Annotated in this window: 21 protein-coding genes, 1 tRNA gene, 3 pseudogenes and 1 CRISPR repeat array; of the genes and pseudogenes, 11 read left to right on the top strand and 14 right to left on the bottom strand. The window is 43.4% G+C overall.

What is annotated here, in order from left to right:
* Positions 1-25 precede the first annotated feature (25 nt).
* The 3 genes and pseudogenes from V5G28_RS29010 to V5G28_RS36910 all read right to left on the bottom strand — a co-directional run.
* The gene (locus V5G28_RS29010; RefSeq protein ID WP_332994273.1) at positions 26-583 is read right to left on the bottom strand and encodes a hypothetical protein; all 558 of its coding nucleotides are present in this window, start codon (positions 581-583) and stop codon (positions 26-28) included.
* A 6-nt stretch (positions 584-589) separates the two neighbouring features.
* A pseudogene (locus tag V5G28_RS36915) lies at positions 590-793 on the bottom strand (chemotaxis protein CheB); the annotation flags it as partial.
* Between the two features lie 52 nt (positions 794-845).
* A pseudogene (locus V5G28_RS36910) lies at positions 846-1,073 on the bottom strand (chemotaxis protein CheB); the annotation flags it as partial.
* 226 nt (positions 1,074-1,299) lie between these two features.
* Here V5G28_RS36910 and V5G28_RS29000 point away from each other — a divergent pair.
* Positions 1,300-4,278, top strand: a pseudogene (locus V5G28_RS29000) (chemotaxis protein CheB); the annotation flags it as partial.
* Between the two features lie 152 nt (positions 4,279-4,430).
* Here the strand turns inward: V5G28_RS29000 and V5G28_RS28995 are convergent.
* Positions 4,431-4,994, bottom strand: a complete 564-nt coding sequence (locus V5G28_RS28995) for a Uma2 family endonuclease (RefSeq protein WP_332994266.1) — start codon at positions 4,992-4,994, stop codon at positions 4,431-4,433.
* 22 nt (positions 4,995-5,016) lie between these two features.
* Positions 5,017-6,315, bottom strand: a complete 1,299-nt coding sequence (locus tag V5G28_RS28990; protein ID WP_332994264.1) for an NB-ARC domain-containing protein — start codon at positions 6,313-6,315, stop codon at positions 5,017-5,019.
* Positions 6,316-6,859: 544 nt separating this feature from the next.
* Between V5G28_RS28990 and V5G28_RS28985 the strand changes: the two genes are divergently transcribed.
* The 3 genes from V5G28_RS28985 to V5G28_RS28975 are packed head-to-tail and all read left to right on the top strand — an operon-like array spanning position 6,860 to position 9,977.
* The gene (locus V5G28_RS28985; RefSeq protein WP_332994261.1) at positions 6,860-8,605 is read left to right on the top strand and encodes a Mu transposase C-terminal domain-containing protein; all 1,746 of its coding nucleotides are present in this window, start codon (positions 6,860-6,862) and stop codon (positions 8,603-8,605) included.
* A 9-nt stretch (positions 8,606-8,614) separates the two neighbouring features.
* Entirely contained in the window at positions 8,615-9,454 is an 840-nt protein-coding gene (locus tag V5G28_RS28980; protein ID WP_332994258.1) for a TniB family NTP-binding protein, read from the top strand.
* Position 9,455: 1 nt separating this feature from the next.
* Entirely contained in the window at positions 9,456-9,977 is a 522-nt protein-coding gene (locus V5G28_RS28975; protein ID WP_332994256.1) for a TniQ family protein, read from the top strand.
* Positions 9,978-10,224: 247 nt separating this feature from the next.
* On the opposite strand, the gene V5G28_RS28970 is transcribed toward V5G28_RS28975, so the two are convergent.
* From V5G28_RS28970 to V5G28_RS28935, 8 genes are all read right to left on the bottom strand, one after another.
* Entirely contained in the window at positions 10,225-10,872 is a 648-nt protein-coding gene (locus V5G28_RS28970) for an ATP-binding protein (protein WP_332994255.1), read from the bottom strand.
* A gap of 13 nt (positions 10,873-10,885) precedes the next feature.
* Positions 10,886-11,773, bottom strand: coding sequence for a type I restriction endonuclease (locus tag V5G28_RS28965; protein ID WP_332994252.1), 888 nt, complete (start codon positions 11,771-11,773; stop codon positions 10,886-10,888).
* 32 nt (positions 11,774-11,805) lie between these two features.
* Positions 11,806-12,981 (bottom strand): restriction endonuclease subunit S, encoded by a 1,176-nt coding sequence (locus tag V5G28_RS28960; protein ID WP_332994251.1) that lies wholly within the window; start codon positions 12,979-12,981, stop codon positions 11,806-11,808.
* A 7-nt stretch (positions 12,982-12,988) separates the two neighbouring features.
* Complete coding sequence (locus tag V5G28_RS28955; protein ID WP_332994248.1) at positions 12,989-14,095, bottom strand: helix-turn-helix domain-containing protein; 1,107 nt, start codon at positions 14,093-14,095, stop codon at positions 12,989-12,991.
* Entirely contained in the window at positions 14,088-14,417 is a 330-nt protein-coding gene (locus V5G28_RS28950; RefSeq protein ID WP_332994246.1) for a type II toxin-antitoxin system RelE/ParE family toxin, read from the bottom strand. The genes V5G28_RS28955 and V5G28_RS28950 overlap by 8 nt, the downstream gene beginning before the upstream one ends.
* 106 nt (positions 14,418-14,523) lie before the next feature.
* Complete coding sequence (locus V5G28_RS28945) at positions 14,524-16,017, bottom strand: type I restriction-modification system subunit M (protein ID WP_332994244.1); 1,494 nt, start codon at positions 16,015-16,017, stop codon at positions 14,524-14,526.
* 85 nt (positions 16,018-16,102) lie between these two features.
* Complete coding sequence (locus V5G28_RS28940; protein WP_332994241.1) at positions 16,103-16,348, bottom strand: helix-turn-helix domain-containing protein; 246 nt, start codon at positions 16,346-16,348, stop codon at positions 16,103-16,105.
* A 106-nt stretch (positions 16,349-16,454) separates the two neighbouring features.
* Positions 16,455-16,583: a hypothetical protein gene (locus V5G28_RS28935; protein WP_332994239.1), complete on the bottom strand. Its 129-nt coding sequence runs from the start codon at positions 16,581-16,583 to the stop codon at positions 16,455-16,457.
* Between V5G28_RS28935 and V5G28_RS28930 the strand changes: the two genes are divergently transcribed.
* Both V5G28_RS28930 and cas12k read left to right on the top strand, forming a co-directional pair.
* Positions 16,584-16,898: a hypothetical protein gene (locus V5G28_RS28930; RefSeq protein WP_332994236.1), complete on the top strand. Its 315-nt coding sequence runs from the start codon at positions 16,584-16,586 to the stop codon at positions 16,896-16,898.
* A 127-nt stretch (positions 16,899-17,025) separates the two neighbouring features.
* Positions 17,026-18,951 carry a type V CRISPR-associated protein Cas12k gene (cas12k, locus tag V5G28_RS28925; RefSeq protein ID WP_332994233.1) on the top strand — a complete coding sequence of 642 codons (1,926 nt, stop codon included), beginning with the start codon at positions 17,026-17,028 and terminating at the stop codon, positions 18,949-18,951.
* Positions 18,952-19,410: 459 nt separating this feature from the next.
* Positions 19,411-19,872: direct repeats of the CRISPR family, unit length 26 nt; unit sequence ACCCTCCCCATGTAGGGCGGGTTGAA.
* 426 nt (positions 19,873-20,298) lie between these two features.
* On the opposite strand, the gene V5G28_RS28920 is transcribed toward cas12k, so the two are convergent.
* A tRNA-Thr gene (locus tag V5G28_RS28920) sits at positions 20,299-20,370 on the bottom strand.
* Between the two features lie 384 nt (positions 20,371-20,754).
* On the opposite strand from V5G28_RS28920, the gene argF reads away from it, so the two are divergent.
* The 5 genes from argF (at position 20,755) to V5G28_RS28895 (ending at position 26,688) form a co-directional block, all read left to right on the top strand.
* Positions 20,755-21,681, top strand: a complete 927-nt coding sequence (gene argF / locus V5G28_RS28915) for an ornithine carbamoyltransferase (protein ID WP_332994231.1) — start codon at positions 20,755-20,757, stop codon at positions 21,679-21,681.
* A 161-nt stretch (positions 21,682-21,842) separates the two neighbouring features.
* The gene (gene lexA / locus V5G28_RS28910; protein ID WP_332994228.1) at positions 21,843-22,448 is read left to right on the top strand and encodes a transcriptional repressor LexA; all 606 of its coding nucleotides are present in this window, start codon (positions 21,843-21,845) and stop codon (positions 22,446-22,448) included.
* A gap of 144 nt (positions 22,449-22,592) precedes the next feature.
* Complete coding sequence (locus V5G28_RS28905; protein WP_332994226.1) at positions 22,593-24,071, top strand: DNA phosphorothioation system restriction enzyme; 1,479 nt, start codon at positions 22,593-22,595, stop codon at positions 24,069-24,071.
* 359 nt (positions 24,072-24,430) lie between these two features.
* Positions 24,431-24,619, top strand: coding sequence for a hypothetical protein (locus V5G28_RS28900; protein ID WP_096561493.1), 189 nt, complete (start codon positions 24,431-24,433; stop codon positions 24,617-24,619).
* Complete coding sequence (locus V5G28_RS28895) at positions 24,616-26,688, top strand: AAA family ATPase (RefSeq protein WP_332994223.1); 2,073 nt, start codon at positions 24,616-24,618, stop codon at positions 26,686-26,688. The genes V5G28_RS28900 and V5G28_RS28895 overlap by 4 nt, the downstream gene beginning before the upstream one ends.
* The last annotated feature ends 258 nt before the right edge of the window (positions 26,689-26,946 follow it).

Raw genomic sequence — 26,946 nt, 5'->3', positions numbered from 1 at the left:
CAAGCCCACACTATACCGCTTGCGGTTAGTGTGGGAGGATGTCACGTTCTTCCTCTATTTCTTCATTTAGATTCTCCTGGCTCAATATTTCGTTGCTCATCACCGCTTGCCTAACCAAATTAGCTCGCCGCTTTGCGTCCTCGGCTTTTTGCAACAGCAGATCCGCCGCCTCATGCTCGTTCATTTCGCGCAGATGCTTCGCCGTATGGATCATCAACATCTCACTCGCCTCAATCGTGCGAATTCCATCCCAGAGGGTTTCTTCAATCGACTGCGTTACTTCTGTTAAAAGGGTATTGAGCGAATAGGCATGACCCGTGTGGCAGCGAAAGCGGATCAGGTTGCCTTCTTTCAACTGCATCAGTACGCCATGACACTCAGGGCACGTATAGGGAGAAAAGTCACCTAACTTTATAATGCCCATCTCCAGCCCGTTATCTTCCCGTGCAACGCCAACTTCAATATCCATTTTGTCAGACACCGGATTCACCTCCTCTACCGGAATCGCTTTGTCAACCAGATGTGCTAACAAAGCCCCCATTTCTATGATGGGCACACAATGATCCACCGCCACCGCTTTCATCGCTGCCCTAGGCATGGAAGAGTGAAGCGCATCAGACGGGTCTTGAACAACGGCTATTCCGCCTTGCTGCTTGATTGCATAAAGCCCAGCCGCTCCATCGTCGAGACTGCCGCTCAAAACCACCCCAATGACTCGCGCTCCATAATACCGAGCGGCAGAGCGAAACAAGACATCGATCGCCGGACGAAAGCGGTTTTCCCTGGACGCCACGACTCAGACGGACATACCCCGGTTCGACCAACAGATGGTGATCCGGAGGGGCAACATAAATGTGACCTGGTTTGATTGGCTCCCTTTCAATTGCGTGTGCAACTGGCAGTAAACTTGCCCGAGCCAAGATTTCAGGCAATATACTTGGGTAATCTGGGGAGATATGCCAAACTATAAAAATCGCTGCGGGGATGTTAGAGGGCAGTTGAGAAACGAGTGTTTCAAACGCTGTGAGTCCTCCGGCTGATGCTCCGATGACAATGATGTCCCGCTTAAACACTCACTGCTCCTTGTACTGATAGGTATCCATGCAACTGTATTTAAGACTACTAGTCCACCATACAAACTTTGCGGGGTTTGTAGTAAGCGCTTAAGCGCTCACTACATTACCCCTTATCATTTAAGTTACAATAGGCTCCTGACTATATCACAACGACAGTTAACTCTATTGCAAGATTAATAAATAGGCGATCGCAGCATAGCCAGCCGGACAGCCGCTACAAAATATGAACCTCAGACGCTCTTCCAAAAAATCTCAACCCAACACCTCTGATGGTAAAGTCCCTACTGACACTCAGCAGGACAATCAAGATGGATTATTTCCAGTGGTCGGGATTGGAGGCTCGGCGGGTGGATTGGAAGCGTTTACCCAGTTGCTGAATTATTTGCCAACCAATACGGGCATGGCGTTTGTCATTATTCAGCACATGCCTCCAAAGCAGGAAAGCGCGTTGAGTCTAATTCTTAGCAGGGCAACCCGGATGCCGGTGCATGAGGTGCAGGATGGAATGGCAGTCGCACCGAATCAGGTCTACGTGATTCCGCCGAATGCAGGCATGACCATTGTTCAAGGAGTGCTAAAGCTAACGCCTCGCTCTAGTACAAATCGGATATTTATGTCGGTTGATACGTTTCTGCTTTCACTTGCCGAGGAGCGGGGGAACAAAGCGATCGGCGTGATTCTATCGGGTGGCGATTCTGACGGGGCGCGGGGAATCGAGGCAATCAAGGCGGCGGGTGGTGTTACCTTTGCTCAATGTGAGGGTACTGCACAAGTCGATAGTATGCCCAACACAGCGATCGCCACAGGTCAGGTAGACTTCATCTTACCTCCGGACAAAATTGCCCAGAAGCTAGCAGAGATCAGCCGTCATCCCTACTACATCGCCAATCTGCCTGGAACCCAATCGGAGGCTGGCCCCACCTCGCCTGCAAGCCAAGATGCGCTCAGCATTATCTTCAATTTGCTGCGCAAGGCGACAGGAGTTGACTTCACTTACTATAAACAAACCACCTTAAATCGACGGATTCAGCGGCGGTTGCTGTTGTACAAGCTGGAAGAACTGGAGGATTATGCCCGCTATCTGCAGAGCAACCCGGCAGAAGTGATGGCATTGTATCACGATACCTTGATTCATGTCACCAGTTTTTTCCGCGACCCCGAAAGCTTCGAGGCACTAAAAAGCCTGGTCTTTCCCGTCATTTTTAAAGATAAATCGCCAGGGACACCGATTCGGATTTGGGTCGCGGGCTGTTCGACAGGCGAAGAAGCTTACTCGATTGCCATCTGCTTGCTAGAGTTTTTAGCCGATCAGGTTGCCCGAGTGCCGATTCAGATTTATGCAACTGACATCTGTGAAACGGTGATCGAGTATGCCCGCAACGGCATTTACACGCCCAGCCAAGTCGCAAATGTTTCCCCTGAACGTCTGTATCGGTTCTTTGTCGAAGTTGAGGAGGGCTACCAAATCAGTAAATCTGTGCGCGAAGTCTGCGTCTTTGCAAGACAGAACCTGATTGGCGATCCTCCGTTTTCTCGGCTGGACCTCATTACCTGTCGGAATGTGCTGATCTATTTGGGAACCTCTTTGCAGAAAAAGCTCCTGCCAATCTTCCACTACGGTCTTAAGTCCACGGGCTTTCTCATGTTAGGCACCTCGGAAACAGTGGGTGAGTTTTCAGACTTGTTTACCCTACGCGACAAAAAGAACAAAATTTATGCCAAAAAGCTGGCAGCGACTCGACTCAACATTGAGTTGACTGCCAGTCCCTATTCTCCGGTAATCATCCACCCTCAACCTTTTGTGACACAGAACCCAAGCGACCTGGAATTGCAGATAGAGGCAGACCGGATCGTCTTGAATCAATATGCCCCAGCTGGCGTGGTGGTTGACACGAACCTGGAGATTCTGCAATTTCGGGGACAGACCAGTCCTTATCTGGAACCCACTCCTGGTAAGGCGAGCTTGAACCTGCTGAGAATGGCAAAAGAAGAATTGCGGCGAGAGCTACAGACTGCTATCTATCAGGTAAAACAGCAAAAGCTGCCGATCAAACGGGAAGGTTTACAGGTGAGACACGGCGATAGGATCGGGCAAATCACCATTAATGTCATTCCGTTCCAAATCGGCGCACAAGAGTGTTTTTTAGTTCTATTTGAAGATGCTCCGCTCATGCCAGCCTTGCCACCGGCAACCAATGATGGCAGCACCCCCTCTAAGCGCAAGACAAGGGAAGCGACTGAGATTGCTCGGCTCCAGCAGGAACTGGCAACGACAAGAGAACATCTGCAATCGATCATTGAAGAGCAGCAAGCCACGAACCAGGACTTGAGAGCCGCCAACGAAGAGATTTTGTCGAGCAATGAAGAGCTGCAAAGTACGAATGAGGAACTGGAAACAGCGAAAGAAGAAATTCAGGCGGCGAATGAAGAACTGAACACGGTGAATGAGGAACTGCGCCGACGCACGCTGGAAGCGACTCAGGTGAGCAACGATTTGCAGAATCTGCTCAGCACTATCAATATCCCTATCCTGATGCTAGGAGGCGATCTGCAAATTCGGCTGTTTACTCCATCGGTCGAAGGCATCTTCAACTTGATTTCAAGCGATGTGGGGCGACCGTTGAGCGATATTAATCACAAGCTGAATCTGCCTAACTTAGAGCAACAGATTTTAGAGGTGATTCGTACGCTCAACTTGAAGGCTCAGGAGATTCAAGACCGAGATGGGCGCTGGTATGACCTGCGGATTCGCCCCTATCGGACAATTGACAACAAGATTGATGGGGCGGTTTTGGTGTTGGTTGATATTGATCATCTCAAACGCAGTAACATGCAATTGATGGAAGCGAGAGATTATGCCGAAGCGATTGTGCAAACCGTGCGGGAACCTCTGCTCGTGCTGAATCTAGACCTGCGGGTTATCACTGCAAATCGTTCTTTTTATGACACATTTGAGGTTGCGCCAGTTGAAACTGAGCAACATTTGATTTTTGAATTGGGCAATGGACAGTGGAACATTCCTCAATTGCGATCGCTGCTAGAAGAGATTCTTGCCAATAATACCCAGTTTCAAGATTTTGAGGTTGAGCATGATTTTGAGCACATTGGGCGTAAAATCATGCGGCTCAATGCTCGCAAGATGCCTATAATCGACAATACACAGATGATTTTGCTGGCGATCGAGCAATACAGTTCAGTTAAGGATTGATCCTCCCTAGCCCTCCTTAAAAAGGAGGGAACTAAGCCCCCTTTTTAAGGGGGTTGGGGATCTTAACAAAACTAAACACCACTAACTGAACCGTATTGGGCGATCGAGGACATCACCGAGCTTCATCGGTTAGAGACACAACACAGCTAATAGCTTCTCGCTACACCTATGAGACGTTCAACTTGGACGGATACATCACCAAAGGCTAGAGAGGCAATAGTACCTGTAGTTAGTGTCAGTTCGGTTTTGTATTGCCCATTTTTGAGGTCACGAAATACTTGCAACCGCTTATATTTGAGGTTAACAACCCAATATTCAGTAATGCCTGCCTCAGCGTAGATATCTTTTTTTTCACCTAAATCTTTATTTAAGGTGGCGTTGGAGAATTCAATAATCCAGAAAATATCTTCAGGGTAGGGGTGGTGTTCTAAGTAAACTTCGCCTAAAGGTTTGACAATGGCAACGTCGGGGACAGGTTCGGAATTGTTTGGCAGAGTTACAGGTTTAGCATCGCGGATTTTTGCCCGTTCACCAAGTAGTGTGCGGAGATAATCGGCGGCTTCTGTGTTGTAGTAAGCGTGGGGTTCTCGTTCTGGCGGCATAACAATGAGATCGCCGCGCAATAATTCTATAGGCTGGTCATCAAAAATCCCTGCCTCTATTGCTCGATGATATCGTTCAATTGTCCATTTATAGGTAGTTACGGTCATGACACTTTATTTAAGCTTTGTTCTACCGTTTAGACAACAGGGTTAGTTTGATTTTAGTGTAGTGGGCTTTGCGGTATTGGGGCGATTGCCCTTTGGGCAGTGGCACCTTTGCAATCGCACTTCTGGTAATAGGGTTAATGTAGGCGATCACACTTTTGGTGATGGTGGGCGAATACATTACTTCTTCTTCTACCGCAGACAAACGCTGGAATTGGCATTTTAACAAGTCGTCGATGTCATCAAAAATTGATATCCCTTGTTCTACATACTCCAAAACAGGTGCAATTTTACCGTTGAAAAGCTCTTGAGTTCCGGCTGCAACCATCTTGAGTGCTAAGGGATTACCGCCATAATGCTTGATGAGTGCTTGGCATTCTGGTTCTGTACCTGTGAATTGTCCTTTTTGCTGAAATAACTGTTGTCCTTCTGTAGGGTTTAATCCTTTTAATAGGAGCGAAGCGCAAGCGCGACGACAAGTCGTTCGCACTCCTGTTCTGTCTCCTTCTAACGGTAAAATTTCTCTGGGTTTTTCTCTAGAAGTAAGCAGAACGCAACTTTGATGGGGTACTTCGCCAATGCGCTTGAGTAATGGACCATATCCCTCATACCCTGGGCGATATTGCCCTGCTTGACTACCAGAAAGAATTGTCTCAACATTATGTAAAATCACTAGACAACGGTTATTAATCAAACATTCCATCAGCTGTGATAGCTGTCCATCAAAGCTGTCAGGTATTACCATCTCCTTTCGCAACGCCCACAGCAAAAATTGCAGTATGTTGGTCAATTGCACCTCTACTGGTGGTGCATTTTGCAGGCTTCGCCAAACCACTACCTCAAATTCACTTTGAATTTGCAATCCTAACTTTACTGCTAATGTGCTTTTGCCAATACCACCAATTCCCAGCAGAGCGACTAAACGACACCGTTCTTCTAACACCCAATGCCGTAATTGCAGCATTTCTTCTGCACGACCACAAAATACAGATACATCCGGTGCTTCTCCCCAGTCATACTGAGGTGCACGTCGGACTTCCAAATCGTCAGGGGGGCTTGGTCGGGTATAATCGTCTTTACACAACTCCAACCCAAAGGCAGCGAAGGCAGATTGCAACGAACTTTTATCTACGGGTTCCAAACGCCCCTGTATCCTGGAGATAGTGTGTAGAGCTAGGTGCGTGCGATCGCTCAGTTCTTCTAAAGAAAAACTATCTCCACCATTTTCATCAAACTCGGCTTGAGTTTTGGCGGCTTGAAATTTATCCCAACCTTTGAGGGTGAGGATGACACCCCGGCTTCGTCTGCTTGGTTGCTGTTTCATCAACGTCACCTAAAACGGAGTAGATGCATCTCAATAGAGGAGATTCTCAAAGAAAAATAGAAGGATATGGTTGTGAAACAAAAATTTAAGTTTGACAAATTAAAGAAAATGTGAATTGTGCCATATTTTATTTGAGCTAACTCTTCTACATAACTTAATAAGTTAAATTAAAGTGTACTTATGCACAAATCACTATTGTTAAAGGCAAGTTCCTTTTAATCTCGCCGCAGCCCCAACGCCAAAAGCGTCTGTACATTCACAAATTAAATGTCGCTATTTCACAATTTGATGTCGTTGCTTTATTCCTAAAACCATTGCCATGCAAGGTTTTATTTTTAAGGTGATTTTGGCTACTCTTTGCTATTTTCACATATTATAAGTCGCCAACGCTATTTTTTTCACTAATTAAATGTCGCTTATTTGGATAAGCGGAAAATACGCTTAATTATTTTTCATAAATTAAATGTCGTAAAGTGAGACGTTTGATAGTACATTAGTTTTATTAAGAGTGAGAAATCCTCCACTTATTGCTGTGAGGTGGAAAATGTCTCAGGATTTACAAAATTCTCTTGTCATGGATACGGACGATGAGCATCCTCAAGTCGGGTCTAAGGGTAAGTTGATAAACAGCCACAAGCTTCCATCTAACGAATTGCTCACAGACGAAGTTAATTTACGGATGGAGGTCATTCAAAGTTTGACCGAACCATGCGATCGCAAAACCTATGCGATTAGAAAGAAAGAAGCTGCCGAAAAGCTAGGTGTGTCAATTCGCCAAGTAGAGCGCTTACTGAAGAAATGGCGAGAAGAAAGATTGGTTGGGCTAGCGACTACGCGATCAGATAAAGGAAAGTATCGTCTTGACCAGGAATGGATTGATTTTATTATTGATACTTTTAAGAAAGGCAATGAGGGTAGCAAGCGGATGACCCGACACCAAGTGTTTCTTAGGGTCAAAGGCAGAGCCAAGCAACTTAACCTGAACAAAGGAGAATACCCCAGTCATCAGTCAGTCTATCGAATTCTTGATGAATATATCGAACAGAAGCAGAGAAAGCTAAAAGCACGAAGCCCAGGTATGTTAGGGGAACGACTAACGCACATGACCCGTGATGGGCGAGAACTGGAGGTAGAGTGCAGTAATGATGTTTGGCAATGTGACCATACTCGTTTAGATGTGAGGCTTGTAGACGAGTATGGAGTTTTAGATCGTCCTTGGCTAACGATTGTTATCGACTCCTACTCGCGTTGCTTAGTGGGGTTTTATTTGGGATTTGATAATCCTAGTTCCCAAATTGATGCTTTAGCTCTACGTCATGCGATTCTTCCGAAATCTTATAGTTCTGAGTATCAATTGCGTAACGAGTGGCGCACTTACGGAAAGCCCAATTACTTCTACACAGATGGCGGTAAAGATTTTACTTCCATCCACACCACAGAACAGGTTGCAGTGCAAATAGGTTTTAATTGCGCTCTCAGAAGACGACCATCAGATGGTGGAATTGTTGAACGTTTTTTTAAAACCCTTAACGAGCAAGTATTAAATCTTTTACCTGGATATACGGGTTCAAACGTTCAAAAACGACCAGAAAGTGTTGATAAAGATGCTTGCCTGACTCTCAAGGATTTAGAGATGGTTATAGTACGTTACATTGTTGACGAATATAACCAGCATACCGATGCCAGGATGAAAGACCAATCTCGGATTGGACGATGGGAAGCGGGATTGATGGCAGACCCATATCTTTATGATGAATTGGATTTAGCGATTTGTTTAATGAAGCAAGAACGTCGCAAAGTTCAAAAGTATGGCTGTATTCAATTTGAAAACTTGACCTATCGAGCAGAGCATTTGAGAGGTCGAGACGGAGAAATTGTGGCATTGCGATACGATCCTGCCGATGTCACTACGCTTTTTGTATACAAAATTAATGCAGACGGAACAGAAGAGTTTCTTGATTATGGTCATGCTCAAGGTTTAGAGACTGAACGCCTATCTTTACGAGAACTAAAGGCTATTAATAAGCGACTAAAAGAAGCTAGTCAAGAAATCAATAATGACTCGATTTTAGAGGCATTGCTCGACCGTCAAGCTTTTGTGGAGCAAATAGTAAAACAAAACCGCAAGCAACGCCGACAAGCGGCAAATGAGCAAGTTAATCCTGTAGAGTCGGTGGCTAAGAAATTTGCTGTACCTGAACCAAAAGAAATCGCGATAGAGAGTGAACCAGAAGCAGAGCTACCAAAATACGAAGTTCGCTACATGGATGAATTCTATGAAGAAGATTAGGTATAGAACATGACAAATGCAATCTCGCTAGCCAAGCAATTTGGCGTTATTGAAGAACCCACACCAGAAGTACAAGCTGAAATTGAACGTTTAAGTCGTGAACCTTACTTAGAACTAGACCAAGTTAAATATTGTCATGCTTGGATGTATGAATTAGTTATCTCTAGGATGACTGGTTTATTAGTAGGAGAATCACGTTGTGGGAAAACAGTCACTTGTAAAGCTTTTGCACATCGTTACAACAAGTCACGACAGGCGAAGGGACAGCGAATGAAGCCTGTAGTTTACATTCAAATTCCCAAAAATTGTGGTTCCAGAGATTTTTTTATCAAAATCCTCAAGGCGTTAAATAAACCCTCAAATGGAACTATTTCCGATCTACGAGAACGAACGCTAGATAGTCTCGCTATACATCAGGTTGAGATGCTCATTATTGATGAGGCTAATCACCTAAAGTTCGAGACTTTCTCAGATGTACGGCATATTTATGATGATGATAACTTGAGAATTGCTGTTTTGCTTGTTGGTACTACAAGTCGTCTTTTGACAATAGTTAAACGAGATGAGCAAGTTGTTAATCGCTTTCTAGAACAGTTTGAGTTAGACAGATTGGAGGATACTCAATTTAAACAAATGATTCAGATTTGGGAACGAGATGTTCTCAGATTACCGGAAGAATCGAAATTGGCAAGTGGAGACAATTTAAAGCTTTTAAAGCAGGCGACTAAGAAATTAATTGGTAGGCTTGATATGATTCTTCGCAAAGCAGCCATTCGCTCATTACTGAGGGGTCATAAAAAGGTTGATAAGGATGTATTGAAAGAAGTCATTGCAGCATCTAAATTGTGATATGGAAGAAAATGTAGATGAAAAAAGACAACTTTGGCTAATCAGAGTCGAGCCTTATGAGGGAGAAAGTATCAGCCATTTTTTAGGTAGATTTCGACGAGAAAAAGGTAATAAATTTTCTGCCGCTAGTGGATTGGGTGAGGTTGCAGGGCTTGGGGCGGTGTTAGCGCGTTGGGAAAAGTTTTATTTCAATCCCTTTCCTACTCATCAAGAATTAGAAGCGCTAGCAACTGTAGTAGAAGTTGAAGCTGATAGATTGCGAGAAATGCTACCTCCACTTGGTGTAGGAATGAAGCACAGCCCTATTAGGTTATGTGGAGCCTGTTATGCCCAGTCGCCATGTCATAAAATTGAGTGGCAATTTAAAGTAACGGTAGGATGCGATCGCCACAAGTTACGCTTGCTATCAAAATGCCCTGTTTGTGAAAAGCCTTTTCCTATACCAGCTTTATGGGTGGAAGGGCAATGCCCAAGGTGTTTTACATCTTTTGCTGAGATGGCAAAGTATCAAAAGCATTATTAAAGCCTGGTTGAAGAATAGCGATCGCCGTTCCCTTTAATAAAGCCATAGTAACAAAATACGGCTTTTGGCTCTAGCTAAAGCCTAGTGTAAACATAACAGTCACATAAGAATCACAAGTGAGGTAGCAGCGCAAACCGCCTTCCTGCATGGTTTTCAAGTCTTTTGCATTTTGAAATATAATGCCGAGCAGCCTTCTCAGTCACATGACAGTCACATAAGAATTATACATATTTAGCGGTTAGGGGATTCACGCCCAAAATGGTACATACTTGGCGTGTTTTCTAGATGTATTCTCTGGATCGTAAGGTTTGATCAAGCTTTCATTGATTGTGTCAGAAATAATACGGGAAGCCATAGAATAATTTTCGTCTTTTATGGAGAAACGCTCTCGTAATGATGAGTTTGTCATGTGGTCATTTGAGACATGGCGTAAGCAAGCATGTTGGTAACAAGCTCGAACTCTATCTGCTTTATCCATATCAGCCAATTTTTTGTAAGCAAAAAGAGTTACTTGTGTGTGATTATTGGTTACCCTAAATTCTGGGGCTGGTAACTGGAAAAGTTCTACCGCATTGATAACTTTGTCAATACCGCTTCCCCGCTCTTCGCAAATATTTATACGACGCATGAAAGCAGCTAAGTCTTCGTTACGAGAACGAGGTGGTTCGTCAATAAACCGCATTGTATCGATAAGCGGGACGCCTGGATTGGTAATCTCAATTCTATCAGAGAAAATTTCAATTATTGGTCCAGTTCCAGTTATATTAAAATCTTGGTGAATAATTGCATTTGCAACTAATTCTCGAATGGCAATTTCTGGGTACATTCGTTGTTCTTCACGAAAAGCTTTACCAATCCGTTCATTTTTAGGTAATTGGTCATTAATAAACTCCACTATTTCTTCATAATCAATAGCCTTTCTTGGGTCTGCCAGCCACTACGCGGTCAACGATGCGGTTGACGGCTTCATACTGTTGATAACGACAAACAATTTTTAAACGGCGCTTTTTCTTGTCTGTAGCGAATAAGGTGAAGTGGTTCAGAATATCTAGAATCACCCAGGGGCGTAGCAGGGAGGTAATTGTGTGCTTGAGGGACGCAAGGCTTGATGGGGGTGCATCATCATCCAACCGCCACACACCCCATAACTCAACAGGCATTCTGATCGAGCCATAGCGCAGTTCTTTGCCTTCCGTGGCGACGCTGAACACGTTGCAGGCAAACAGTTCTGGGACGTTTTTCTCGTAATCGTCATGCACCTGCAATGCTCCATCAACCCAGCTTACCGCTTTCCTCACGGGGGTTTTGGCTTCAATCAGCACCAGGGGCAAGCCATTTATCAGCAATACCAAATCAGCACGGCGTTCAGCCGGACCAGCACGAAAGGTGTACTGGGTGGTTACGATATATTGATTGTTATCGAGGTTTGTGGGATCAATCAGGCGTACCGTGGTGTGTTCGTGGTTTTCGCCAAACGGCATCGAGCGATCGCCTCGCAACCAGGCGGTAAATTCCTCGTTTGCTCTGATAATTCCGTCGCTACGCACCGATAGCACAATCGCCCGCAGGCGGTACAATACTTCTTCAGCGCGGTTGGGATTGGCAGCGATTTCTGGGTTAAGACGGATGAGGGCATCGCGGAGGAAGGATTCAACGAAGACATCTTGCGGCTGGCGGGGGATATGTTGGGCGGGTAGGAAGTGCCAGCCGACACCGTTAAGTTTGTTACCCTTACGGGAAAAGCCTGGGGCAGGAGGTGCGGTTGCTGTGACCTTTCCATAGAGAAGGTCATGCACAAAGGCTTCGACGGTGTTGGCTTCGTTGAACATTAGTTTTTCCCCATGTTTAAAAGCGAATTCCTACGAATGTTCTTGAGTTTTTCTGTTCTCTCAATTGTGAAGCTAATTGCCTGACAAAACGTTGTAAGAATTTGTATAGTATGCTTTTGTTCTCTAAGAGATGGGAGAGGAACTTTAATGTTTTTAACGACAGTTGAATTTAAGGTATTGAGACCACTTGTACTCTTCGCATTAGCTCTAAAATAGCAACGTCCAATTGAGGAGTTAAGAAAAGCACAAAGGTATTCTGAACAAACACTTGGTTGACATCGCACGCGAATGAGATGATTTTGATGAAGCATTTCTGTATTTTCATCTGTCCAAATTGCTGACCGCCCTACTTCATTTGCATCTGCGTGCCCTTCAACAATTAAAACATCGCCTTTTTGAAGGATAAACGCATCATCACCATCAAGTTTACCAATCAACTTAATCTCACTTAGATCCAAACTACCTCGTTGGACATTCGCAACACGAAGATAAGGTGCTTGAACAATGGTATTTCTTCTTTTTGCATTTACAGTCAGACCGTACTGAACATCTGCGATATCATTTAGCAAAATATTAGGAGATGCTTGAGATATATGTTTTATTTTTTCAAGTATATAAGCGTCTTGTAAATTAGTTGCCTGCTGTGCAACAGCCTGCAAAGATTCAAGCGTATAATCAATCTTGCTTAAAATATTTACCAGCTGTCTCTGCTCCTCCAGGGGCGGGAGGGCGAACTCAAAATTGGCAAGACTTGTCCAGTTGGTTCTAGGCGACAGTGACCCTGCTGATGTACCTACGGCATGGTCAAAAAAGCGATCTGTCTGGCAGATAAATGGCAACAGTTCCGGCAGTAAAACCTTGGGGTTGGCACTTTCAAAGACATAAATATCACCAGAGCAAACCCCCTCGAAATCAGCAATAGCCACCTTTCGCTGATATGCCCTACGCTTACCAAATAATACCTGTCCAGGCTTGAAGCGACTGGTAAAGGTTATGCCTTCAGCAACTAGACCCCATCGCCGTATCCGCAAATCATCGGGGTCAATATGCTCAAGACCGACATATCGTTCAATACCTTCTGCTTCAGGATTGGCAGCACGGTCTTTGCTTAAGCGCACCACATCCCCAAACTTTACCCATGACCAACCTGGTTTTAACGTATCGGCTTGTATCATAGTGTACTTATTCTACCCCTTGAAAACAAAAACTCTCCTTTAAGCCATTCATCCAAGAGACAGGAATTATACAATCATGTTGCAGCCGTCCCACAACAATAGCGGGATGAATGCCGATACGCTGGGCAAAATCGATAACATCTGTTTTAGATTTAAGTGCCGCTAATTCTCCCTCATAGTCAGGTGGGATCAAAAATTCCCGCGCCCATTGATTTGCTTCGCGTTCTGGCTCCGATTCCAAAGTTTCCCCACTATCCCATTCATCCAGAAAAATATTTTCTTTATCATGTAGCAGGATATGTGCTGCTTCATGGAAGAAATTAAACCAGAAGCGGTCATTGGTTTTACCGTAAAGTGAAAGTTGAATCAATGCCTTATGGGGATTTAACCATCGTGCTACACCACTAACGTGCGCTCTGGAAATTGATGGTACTAAAACAAGCACAACCCCCGATTCCCGGCACAACTGTTGCATCTGTGGTTCAAATTCCTCTGGTGGTAAAACTGTCAACGTGCGAATTTCCCGCACCGCTTTTTCAAATTTTGGTTTACTGTATTTGGGACAGTCCAGTTGTTCTGCCTCTATTTCACCCAAACGCAACCAAGCCGAAATAGCACCAACATCACTTTGTTCTTGGCGGGTGCGACGAAAGGAAACTTCCATACCTGCATAGTAACTTCGCCACTCTTCCGGCGAAGCCACACCGAAAAAATGCAGTAACTTTTTTACCAAACTTGGTTTATTCTTGGCGACTAAATGGCACTTGGGAATTACACCTTGGTTCATCAATTCTTTAACTGGTAATCCATCTAACCAAGATGTCCACCCTTGTAAGCGGGTTTCTTCTTCTTTGCTTGCTAGAGCAGCGCGATATTGAGCTTCATATCTGAGCCAAAATGCTGCTGTACTCCCCAAAACCCGTTCTAGCTTTAGGGCTGTTTCTTCATTGATGGGTGCTTTGCCATTGATGAGCAAACTGATATGTTTCGTGGTGTAGCCTAAACGCTCTGCTAACTGTGCTTGTGTCCAATCACGCTCTTCTAATAAATCAGCGATGGTATCACCGGGAGGAGATACCCAATCTGGAGTGAATGTTCGGGTTGTCTCAGTCATGGTAATCCCCAATGAAAACAATACAAACAGCAGTAACTTGTGACCAATCAATGCTTCCATCTTCGGTGAGGGGGATGGGGTCGTTATCTGGCTTAAATACAAGTCGTTTTGCACCTTCTAGGTCTACTGCAAATTCACCTGCCCTATCTCCTTTTAAGGGATGGGGACGACCTGCAAGTAATTCAGTGACACAACCAGCCGCAGCAAGCATAGCCAACCGGGTTCTCAATTTCTTGGCACAGTTTGCACCCAAGTTTCTTTGTGCTACTTTTTCTTGCTCGCATAGGTTTTGCAATTTGTGATCGCCGAAAGTGATTTCCATGCGTTAGTAGACTAATACAAGTTTACCATTTTGGTAAACAAATTTGTTAGACCCCTTAAAATATCATTATTAGTTTAAAGAAAACTTTACCAAAATGGTAAATAAATTAGTTATTTTCTAGAGAATCTAGCATATCAACTAAGGCATCCATCTCTTGCCAGAAGTTTCTGCTGCCTTGTTCCCAGTCAGCCCAAACTTCAGCCAGTGTTTTTACTTCTTGGGTTTGGTTGTTGGCTATTGTCCGCCGGACATAAAGCGGGATGGACAGACTATAGTCCTGGGCGGCGACTTCTTTTAAAGTTGCAACTGTGGCAAAACCAGGTTCATCGCTGTAGTGCTGGTAAGCATTGAGGATGCGTGTCTGGTGTTCCGGCTTGAGAAAACTTTGTGCCTGTACGCGGGCGACTTCGTGAACGGCATCAATAAACAGTACTTTTCCTTGGCGATCGCGGGGTTTAGTGGTACGGCAAATAACAATACAAGCTTCCATTGGTGAGTTGTAAAACAAGTTTGCCCCCAGCCCCAGCACGCATTCTACCAAATCTGCTTCCACCAGCTTTTGCCGCATTTGGGCTTCTTCCTTGCGAAACAGCACTCCATGCGGGAAGAGAACCGCACAGCGTCCGGTTTTGGGGTTGAGGCTTTTTAAAATGTGCTGGAAAAAAGCATAATCAGCGCGTCCCTGAGGCGGTGTCCCCAAAAAGTTACGCCCCCACTGGTCAGTTTGAAACGCTTCCCGATTCCACTGCTTGATGGAGTAGGGCGGGTTAGCAAGGACTACATCAAATGTTCGTAGGCGATCGCTTTCAGTAAAAGCAGGACGTTCCAGTGTATCCCCCCGCATCACTTGGTAATCACCTACACCATGCAGCACCAGATTCATCCGGGCGATAGAGGCGGTCATGTGGTTGCGTTCCTGCCCGTACAGCTTGAGAGTACGATATTCACCTCCCTTGCGCTTAACTTCCGCAAGTGCTGAAATTAACATCCCTCCCGTACCGCAGGTGGGGTCATAAATGCTTTCGCCTGGTTCCGGTGCAAGCATCTGTACCATCAAATGCACCACAGTACGATTGGTATAAAATTCCTGTGCCGTGTGTCCGCTATCATCAGCAAATTGTTTAATCAGATACTCGTAGGCATTGCCCAATTCATCTTCAGGGATGTTTGCCAGAGATAGCACCACGCTGGAAAAATGCTCTAACAGGTTTTTCAGAGTGTAATCGGGCAGACGTTCTTTATTTGTCCACGGTGCATCCCCAAAAATCCCATCCAACCGACCTGGGTTAGCAGCTTCAATTTTCCGCATGGCATCCTGCAAAGCACGCCCTACGTCCTTGGCAACAATACGAACATCCTTCCAGTGAGCGCCATCGGGGATAATAAAACGGTCATTGGCGGTTTCACTGGCGTAATTTGCATCACCCGTTTCTTCTAACGCCTGCGTAAAATCCTCATCCCAAACATCGGACAGGCGCTTGTAAAACAACAGCGGAAAAACGAACTGCTTATAGTCCCCTGCATCGACAAGCCCGCGCAGGATGGTGGCTGCACCCCAAAGGTAACTTTCTAGGGCTTGTTGGGTGATGTGTTTGCTCATTCCAGCCATCCCCCTTGCCTTTCTCAGAATAAAGACCCCTTAGACGGAACGCAGTTTTACTTTGATTTTAAAAAAGCATTTATACTTACGCCACATCAACAATAGAAACAACCTTGCCATCATCATCATCTGACTCATATTCCAACAGTTCCCCAGGCTGACAATTTAACACCTTACAAATGCCATTCAATCTTTCTGGCGTCAATCGCGGCATTTGGTCAACCTTGCGAAGTCTGTAAACCGAATTTTCTGTTATCCCTAATGCCTCTGCCAAGTCCTTGTTCCTAACTCGCTTTCGTGCCATCACTTCATTTAATTTCCAGCGAATCACTTACTTCCTAGACATACACTACATCCCCAGTTTAGTAGCTGCTAGACGTAGATTTCTCTACTTGTCGGTATCTTGTATTACAAGTAGATTTATAACATTCTAAATTTTATAAATCTACATTTGACGTATACCTACGCGACACGTAGATTAATTGATAGACAAAAACAAAGGCGATCGCAGTCTCTTGCCGGAGGGCGATCGCCTTTTGTAAAACCCCGATTAAGAGGTCACTCACATGATGACACAACGAGAGTTTGATAACCAAGCCTCGGCTCAATCAGAGTTTGAGGAATATATTGAGCAGAAAGCTGATCCAGTAGCACCAGAATTTGAAATCGACTCGATACCAGACGATTTTGGAGAACTTTATCGAGTTTGGTATGGTTCCCGGCTTCTTGGCACTTTTTATCAGAATCTTGAGGGTAAATGGATAGCGCAAGCGTGTAATCGAGATGAACGAGTTTGTTGTGAAACTCCTGATGCAGCGCAACTATTAATCATTGCTGTTAGTGGGTTGCTAGTAGCAGATGTAGCGCAGCAAGTTGCATAAGTTTTTCCCTCAGCTAGAGGCGTGGTTAAATTCACGTCTCTTTCTTGCTTAGAACTTTTGGACGAATAACTTTTTTCTCAAAACTCTATCAATCATTCCTCTAATTGATAATCCTGCGTAAAACGACATGAGCATTATCACAATTCAATGTCGCCTGGTTGCAAGCGAATCCACTCGTCACTATCTTTGGCAGATTATGTCAGAGAAAAATACACCTCTGGTTAACGAGCTTTTGAAGCAAGTAGGGAAACACGCTGATTTTGAGAAATGGTTACAAGCAGGAAAACTTCCACCCGGAGTGGTAAGACCTGTGTGTAACTCGCTTGCAAACCAAGAGTGTTTTGCAGACCAACCCAAAAGGTTTTATAAATCAGCGATCGAATTAACGGAATATATCTACAAATCCTGGTTAGCTTTGCAACAGAGACGACAAAAGCAAGTAGATGGAAAAACCCGCTGGTTGTCTATGCTCAAAAGTGATGCTGAACTGGTCGAAATCAGCGGTTGTAGTCTGGAAAATATTCGAGCTAAAGCCCTTGAAATCCTGGTGAGAATAACTACTCATCCCAGTAATCAGCAACAGCAGAAGAAAAAAAGTAAAAAAGGTAGTAATTCCAAAGCTTCTTCCAAGCTATCAACTACCTTATTTGAGACTTACGACCAAACAGAGGATAAGCTAGAGCGCAGCGCTATCACCTACTTATTAAAAAATAACTGCCAGGTAACAGAAGAAGAGGAAGATGAAAAAAAATTTGCTCTGCGTCGTCGCAAAAAAGAAAAAGAAATTGAACGTCTTAAAGAGCAACTAGCTAGTCGAATGCCTCATGGTAGGGATTTAACCGGAGAACAATGGTTGCAAACTTTGCTTATTGCTACAACAACTGTCCCTCAAAGCGAAGAAGAAGCCCATTCCTGGCAAAGTAGTCTTCTCAAAAAAGCAAGCTCTATTCCATTTCCAGTCCAATTTACATCCAAGGAAGACCTGATTTGGTCAAAAAACCAAAACGGTCGTATCTGCGTTAAGTTCAGCGGTTTGGGCGAGCATATATTTGAAGTGTATTGCGATCGCAGACAACTTCATTGGTTTCAACGCTTCTTAGAAGACCAGCAAATCAAGCGTAGCGGCAAAGACCAGTATTCCAGTGGATTATTCACCCTATGTTCGGGTCGCTTGGCTTGGCAAGAAAACGAAGGCACAGGCGTTCGCGGTAGCGCGGCGACAGCAGCACCCTGGAATGTTCATCGTTTGACTCTCTACTGTTCCCTAGATACTCGTTTATGGACAATTGAGGGAACAGAAACGGTAAGCCAAGACAAAGCTGCTGAGGTAGCCAAAGAATTAACCAAGATGCAAGACAAAGGCGACCTCAACCCAAATCAGCAAAATTATGTCAAACGCCTTAGCTCAACGCTAACCAAAATCAACAATCCTTACCCACGTCCTAGCAAGCCTTTGTATCAAGGTCAAACATCAATCCTCGTTGGTGTTAGTCTTGGCTTAGAAAAACCTGCAACCGCAGCAGTCGTTGATGCTTCCACCAATACAGTGCTTGCATACCGTAGTCTTAAACAGTTACTTGGCAAGAACTATAAATTACTTAACCGCCAACGACAACAGCAACAACGAAATGCTCACGAACGCCACAAAGCCCAAAAACGCAGCACACCAAATCAACTATCAGAATCCGAACTAGGAAAACATCTAGATAACTTACTTGCTAAGTCAATTATTACTCTCGCTCAAACTTATCAAGCAGGCAGCATTGTGGTACCCAATATCAAAAATGTGCGCGAGGTTATTCACAGCGAAATTGAAGCCAAAGCCGAGAACAAATGTCCCAACTTCAAGGAGGGTCAACAAAAATATGCCAAGCAATATCGTCAAAATATGCACCGTTGGAGTTACAGCAGATTAATTGACTGCATTCACACTCAAGCAGCTAAGGCAAAAATTCCCGTAGAACAAGGACCCCAACCCATTCGAGGCAGTCCCCAAGAAAAAGCACGTTCTTTAGCGATCGCAGCTTACCATTCTCGTCAAAATAAATCTTAATCTCCCGATTGAGCAAAAATACCGAACCTTGAAAATAAAATAAGTAATAGCGCCGCAGTTCATGTTCTTAGGAACCGCTGAACTGTGAAAAATCTGGGTTAGTTTGACTATTGGAAGATAGTCTTGCTTTCTGACCCTAGTAGCTGCTCACCCCGATGCTGCTGTCTGCGGACAGGAATTAGGTGCGCTCCCAGCAATAAGGGCGCGGATATACTGCTGTAGTGGCTACCAAATCACCCCCGACCAAGGGGGAACCCATCCCAATCCTTGTTTTTAGCGATTTCAAAAGAGAAAAATTTCTCAATTCATCCGCGCTTTCTTGCGCTACAAAGGTTCCAGGGTTTTGTAGCACCAAAAATTGCTCTTTTTAACGGTAATTTGGGAAGGACAAAAATACATCCGCGCTACACACCTTGGAATCATCCGCATAACAAGGGTTTTAAGGGGGAGGTAACAATAACCCTCCCCATGTAGGGCGGGTTGAAAGAGCACTATCAGTATCTAACAGTAAGTATTTTCTTCAGTAACAATAACCCTCCCCATGTAGGGCGGGTTGAAAGACTATCAACAAAATGCGCTACACCATCCTCAAAAGGTAACAATAACCCTCCCCATGTAGGGCGGGTTGAAAAGTATCAATTCCGGCTCGCTGTTTTCTTCCTCAAAGTGTAACAATAACCCTCCCCATGTAGGGCGGGTTGAAGTCCTTCCTCAAATGTTTCCAAATGAGACACACACCAGTAACAGTACCCTCCCCATGTAGGGCGGGTTGAAGAAATGGAAATTGACGTAAATTAGCTAAAATTAGCAAGAACAATAACCCTCCCCATGTAGGGCGGGTTGAAAGAATGAAATCATCGAAAGACTGGCTGAATCTGTGCATTAGTAAACAATAACCCTCCCCGTGTAGGGCGGGTTGCAACAAGTTACCCGAATTAATCAGCCAGAACATAAGCGGATGTAACCCTCCGTGTAGGGCGGGTTGAAAGGAATTGCTGTCAAAATATTTTAGCCAAGTAAAAATATACAAACAGGGATTTATTTATATTTGAAATTGGATGGGTTGAAAGGGTTCAAATCCGTCTGCTTTGTTTGCAATACCTTATTTAAGGTTAAAATATTAAATTACGCTCTAACTTTGTTTGTAGCAATTCTTGCACAGCTAAATCAAAATCAAAGTAAGCGACATTTAATTTGTTAACGGCTACAGAGAATGCATATGCGACGCTAATTTGTGAATAACGACATTAATTTGTGAAATGCGACATTAATTTGTGAACAGCGACATTTAATTTGTGAATGTACAGTCGCTTTCTCCCCCTAACGGAATGATTATCATTATTTAAAAGCCAGCAGTCGGATTTGAACCGACGACCTTCCGATTACAAGTCGGATGCACTACCACTGTGCTATGCTGGCGTACTTGGCTCTTTTAGGATAGGATTTACCTTATCTTTTTTGAGCATCACACTAATTTATGATTATACCACAAGCTAGCTGATTGTACAATATTTAATTGAAGAGCAGTATTGAGTCCAAATGAGCCTGAAAATAAGTAATTATTCTCATACTGTTGATTTTTCAGCCGGAAATATATTAAAGCGCTGCAAGTGGAAAGAGATTAAAATAAATTTGTGATTTTTATCACTGATGAAATTGATAAACTAAATCATAGACCAAAGCCACCTTAAATTATGGGCTAGACACAAAAATATCTGGTACAGTTTTAAGGCACCATTTTTTGAAACGGCTAGGTACACTCTCACAAAAAGACAGAATTGTTTTTTACAGATCATCAGAAGCATGGCAGCGTTGATCGGACGAGATTTCTTAAGTCTGGCAGACTTTAGTCCAACGGAAGTTCTAGAACTTCTGCAAATGGCATCGCAGCTAAAATCACAAAAGCTGAGGTTGCGGTGTCAGAAGGTGTTGGGGCTGTTGTTCTCCAAAGCTTCAACTCGGACAAGGGTGAGTTTTACTGTAGCAATGTACCAACTGGGTGGACAAGTGATTGACTTGAATCCTAATGTCACTCAAGTGAGTCGCGGTGAACCAGTGCAAGATACAGCGCGGGTTTTGGATAGATACCTCGATGTTTTGGCTATTCGTACCTTTGCACAGCAAGAATTAGAAATTTTTGCCAATTATGCCAAAATTCCTGTTATTAATGCTCTCACTGATTTAGAGCATCCCTGTCAGGTACTCGCTGATTTGATGACAGTTCAAGAATGCTTTGGCACTTTTTCTGGATTGACTTTAACTTATGTAGGGGATGGGAATAATGTTGCTAATTCCCTGTTGTTAGGCTGTGCTTTGGTGGGAATGAATGTGAGAATTGCCACACCTAGTGGATTTGAAGCAAATGCAGCAATTATAGAAACAGCACGTTCGATCGCAGCCAATAAAACCGAAGTCCTCTTAACTCATGACGCTGAAGTCGCGACAAAAGGTGCTCATGTCATTTACACTGATGTTTGGGCAAGTATGGGGCAAGAATCAGAAGCAGACGATCGCATGCCGATTTTCCAACCTTATCAAGTCAATGAACAACTGATGAGCCTTGCTGACCCAGAGGCAATTGTTTTACACTGTTTACCAGCACATCGCGGTGAAGAAATTACCGATGAAGTGATGGAAGGTTCTCACTCACGCATTTGGAACCAAGCAGAAAATCGGATGCACGTTCAAAAAGCTTTACTTGCAAGTATTTTAGGGGCAGAGGAATTTTAAGTGATGAGTCATAAGTTGCTAAGTATTTACTCCTCAGTTTTAACTTCTGTGTTCTAAATTCTTAAATAAAAAATCAAAAATCCCAAAATATATAGTGCATAGGGAGGTTTTTTGTAGTACTAATGTTCTAAGAACATTAGTATTTACCTCCCTACAAATTTATGGAACGTCTCACAGAAGCGCAAAGAGAACTTTACGAATGGCTAGGAGAATATATACGAGTCCATCAGCATTCACCTTCAATTCGACAGATGATGCAGGCGATGAATTTAAAATCGCCTGCACCAATTCAAAGCCGCTTGGAACATTTACGCACCAAGGGGTACATTGAATGGAGTGAAGGTAAGGCACGGACAATTAGAGTTCTGCAAGCGATAAAACAAGGTGTACCAGTTTTGGGAACAATCGCCGCTGGTGGATTAATAGAACCTTTCACTGAGGCTGTAGAAAATGTAGATTTAACTAGTTTGACATTACCTCCGCAAACTTATGCTTTGCGGGTTGCTGGGGACAGCATGATTGAAGATTCTATTGTCGATGGAGATTTGGTATTTCTGCGCCCAGTACCAGAACCCGATCAAGTGAGAAATGGTACCATAGTCGCCGCACGAGTGGATGGATATGGTACCACATTGAAACGGTTTTATCGACTAGGCGATCGCGTCTCCCTCAAACCTGCAAACCCTAAATACGATCCCATAGAAGTGAACGCCATTCAAGTACAGGTGCAAGGTTCCCTTGTTGCCATTTGGCGCAATTACAACTGATAAATAGGGAATGGGGAATGGGGAATAGGGACTGGGTAATGGGTAGTAGTTAGTGGTTAGTAGAAAATTGAACTAACAATTAACAACGAACACGAACCTATCCTCACTCCCCACTCACCACTTCCCTTATCAATGAATTAGTTTATGTATGTAGTAAAGAACCAAGTTAAGCAACCGCCCACTTTCAAACTCAAATTACCATTTGTAGGCGAAACAAGGGGCGGTTATCAGACACAACCATCACCAGGATGCCCCAGAATGCCACCATCTCTGCAATTGCGGGGATATCAGCAACAAGCCGTTAACAACTGGTTTGCCAATAACGGCAGAGGTACCCTGAAGATGGCAACTGGTAGTGGGAAGACAATTACTGCACTGGCGATCGCCTGCGAATTATACAAGCAAATTAACTTGCAAGTCTTGGTGGTGGTGTGTCCTTACCGACATCTTGTCACTCAGTGGGCGCGAGAATGTGAAAAATTTAATTTGCAACCCATCTTAGCTTTTGAAAACGTACGTAATTGGCAGAGTCAACTTTCCACACAACTTTATAATATACGTTCTGGTTCTCAACGTTTTCTCACGGTGATTACTAGCAACTCTACCTTAATTGGAGATGGCTTCCAATCTCAACTCAAGTATTTTCCTGAAAAAACTTTAATTATTGGAGACGAGGCACATAACTTAGGCGCACCCAGGTTGGAAGAAAGTTTACCTCGCCGTATTGGCTTGCGACTGGCTTTGTCTGCTACACCAGAAAGGTATTTTGATGAAGGTGGGACTCAATCTTTATTTGATTATTTTGGTCCTGTTCTCCAACCAGAATTAACTTTAAGAGATGCGATCGCTCAAAATGCTTTGGTACATTATCTTTATTATCCTATATTAGTAGAGTTAACAGATACAGAAAGCCGCGCATATGCTAAATTAACGCAAAAAATTGGACGGGCGCTACTTTATCGGCAACGAGAAAATGTGGAATCGGCATATTTTGAAGATAACGAAGATTTGAAGCCGTTGTTGATGCAACGAGCCAGGTTAATTGGTGCAGCAGAAAATAAGTTAAATGCTTTGCGGGAGTTAATGTCAACTCGCCGCGAAACGACTCACACGCTTTTCTATTGCAGTGATGGTTCACAAGACGTGGGACAGCGTTCTAGCTTGCACCAACTAAAAGCCGTCGCCAAAATTTTGGGGGTAGAACTTGGTTACAAGGTAAGCACCTACACCGCCCAAACATCTTTAGAAGAAAGAGAAGTTTTGCGCCGTCAATTTGAAAGCGGCGAATTGCAAGGTTTAGTAGCAATTCGCTGTTTAGATGAAGGAGTCGATATTCCAGCAATTCAGACGGCTGTGATTTTGGCAAGTTCTGGTAATCCTCGCCAGTTCATTCAGCGGCGCGGACGAGTTTTGCGTCCTCACCCAAAAAAGGAACGCGCCACGATATTTGACATGATTGTTTTGCCACCAGATTTAGACAGGAAAACTTTAGAAGTTGAGCGCAATTTACTGCGAAAGGAATTACTGAGATTTGTTGAGTTTGCTGATTTAGCTGATAATGCAGGTGAAGCTAGAATCAAGTTATTGAACTTACAGAAGCGATACGGATTACTGGATATTTAATTTTTGAGTATCGCGCCAATCCGCCAAGAAAAACTTTCCGGATTGGCGTGAAATAATTTTCACATCTGGGCAAGAAAAAATTTAAATTATTATAAATAGATGATCTACCGAGCGGGGCAATCGGGTATACTTTAAATAATGGAAATATTGACTATTTTTTTAAAGCGATCAATATTTCAATGATAAAAAAATTATATTAAGTAATATGATAATATCAGAAAGACCCAAAAAGCAAGCATTTTTTGAAAAGTTTATGAAATAAAATGCGCGAATTTTGAAAAATTAAAAAGTTACATATATTAAGATGCAATAAGCCCAGTAGACTGGTTAAAATATAACTAAAATTTTATTGAAAAAAAATGAATAAAGAAGATAATAATAAAGAACATAATATAGATGATGTGCAGGAGCCAATTACCAGTGCTCCGCCAGAAGTGCGACAAATTATTGATCGCGTATGGCAACTAGAAAAAAGCCGACTAGATAAGAAAATTAACAGCCATATTAATGATGATATTCTGGCGATTGTGAAGGAAGCGGTACGATGAAGCTGACTTCAATTAAGCTTTGCAACTTTCGGTCTTTTTATGGCAAAACGCCGGAAATCATCGTTGCGGGAACAGACAGTTGTAACACAACGATCATTCACGGCAATAATGGTTCAGGAAAAACCAGTCTCTTGAATGCGTTTACTTGGGTACTGTATGAGAAATTTAGTGCAGCTTTTGCATCAGTTGAACAGTTGGTGAATAAGCGTGCTATAGCGGAAGCAAAACCAGGGCAAGCTGTAGAATGTTGGGTAGAGTTGGAGTGGGAACATGAAGGCAAACGCTACAACGTGAAACGCATATGTAAGGTTTATAAAAACCCAACTGACTTCAACGTTGGCAAGACAGAATTGCGTATGCAGGTAGCTGGAGATGATGGACGCTGGTATTTTCCACCTCAGCAACCAGAAGAAGTGATAGCCCAAATTTTACCTGTGAGTTTACATCAATATTTCTTCTTTGACGGCGAGCGCATTGAAGAGATAGTCCGTTCTGATAAGAAAGCAGAAATTGCTGAAGCCACGAAGATTTTCTTAGGTGTGGAAGTCATCAACCGTTCCATCACTCACCTGAAGGAAGCTAAAAAAACTTTAGAAAATGAGTTAAAGGCAATTGGTGATTCAGAAATTAAACAGCTTTTGAAACAGCAGGACAATCTAGAACAGGAAATTGAGCGCATCAGCAAGCGGCAAACAGAAATTAAACAAGAGTCGGAATATCAAGAAACTTTTAAAAAAGAGACAAGCAACCTTTTAAGAGAACTTAGTGCAGCTAAGGAATTGCAAGAAAGACGGCAAGAGTTAGAAAAACAGAAAGCATCAAGTCAGGAAAACCTGAGAGAAAGTAAGGAAGCAATCAAAAAAGCGATTTCTGCACGCGGTTATACAGTATTGCTCTCAGAAACAACAGCACAATTTCGGGAAATTATAAATGATTTGAAGCAGCGAGGCGAGTTAACCTCTGGAATTTCGCGGGAATTTGTGAATGAATTACTTGACTCTCAACGCTGTATTTGTGGTGCAGACTTACGCGATGGAAGTCACTCGCACAAGAATGTGAGAAAAATATTGGATAAAGCGGGTTCTTCGGCGGTGCAAGAAACAGCGATCCGCATGAGTGCTCAAGTGGATGAAATTGACAAGCAAGCAGTCAGCTTTTGGGAAGAAGTTGACAGAGAACAAACGAGGATTAATCAGTTAAGACAAACTATCTCCCAAATTGAAGGTGAGTTAGATAATATCCAAGAACGGTTGCGGAAAGATGCCAATGAAGAAATTAGCAGTTTACAAAAGCGGTTGGATGAGATTGAAGAGAAAATCAGAGATTTAATATTAGAACAGGGTGCAAATCAGCAGCAAATTGCGACTCTTAAAACTGAGTTGGAAGTTTTGAGAAAACAAATCGCCAAGCAAAAACTGAATGAAGATAGGCAAGCACTGGCGCAACGACGTATAGCGGCAACTCAAGATGCAATTGAACGTTTCACGGAAGTTAGAAACCGTCAAGAAAAGCAGTTTCGCTGGCAACTCGAAAAGCGGGTACAAGAGATATTCAGCGAAATTTCATTTACACCATATATTCCCAAAATTAGCGACAAATATGAACTGACGCTGGTAGAGAATACTGCTGGTTTAGAAATGCCAGTTGCAGCTTCTACAGGAGAGAATCAAATTCTCAGTTTATCTTTTATTGCCAGCATTATCGATATGGTACGGGATTGGAGTGAAAAGAAAAAAATTCTACTGGTTCCTGATAGTAGTACTTTCCCGATTGTCATGGATTCACCCTTTGGGAGTTTGGATGAAATTTCTCGGCGGCAAATTGCAAAGACAATTCCCAAATTGGCAAATCAGTTGATTGTGTTGGTGAGTAAGACGCAGTGGCGAGGTGAAGTAGAAGAAGAGATGGCAGAAAGAATTGGTAGGGAATATGTGCTGACTTATTATTCTTCAAAGCCTGATTGTGAACAAGATTCTATTGAGTTGAGTGGGGAACGGTATGCTTTGGTTAGGCAAAGTCCGAATGAGTTTGAGTATACGGTGATTGTTGAGGTGAACCGCGAGGGGTAGGGATATGAAAATTTCGCGCAAAGGCGCTAAGTACATGATTGCATCTGTTTGATAGCGAAAACTTAAACCAAGACTCTGCGTCCCTTTGTCTTGAAAAGTTTCCTACGGAGGGAAACCCTCCTGCAGAACTTTTCGCTGCGCTTACTTAGCTACCTGGTGCGTTTAAAAACATTACGAATTAATAAAATGCTGTACTAAGAAAAACTTTGTGTCTTTGTGTCTTAGCGTGAGAATTTAAGAGAAATGAACCGCCAAGAC

The sequence above is a fragment of the Scytonema sp. PRP1 genome (genome assembly GCF_036697665.2).
Lineage (GTDB): Bacteria > Cyanobacteriota > Cyanobacteriia > Cyanobacteriales > Nostocaceae > Kalymmatonema > Kalymmatonema gypsitolerans.
This window is presented reverse-complemented; position numbering and strand designations above follow the sequence as displayed.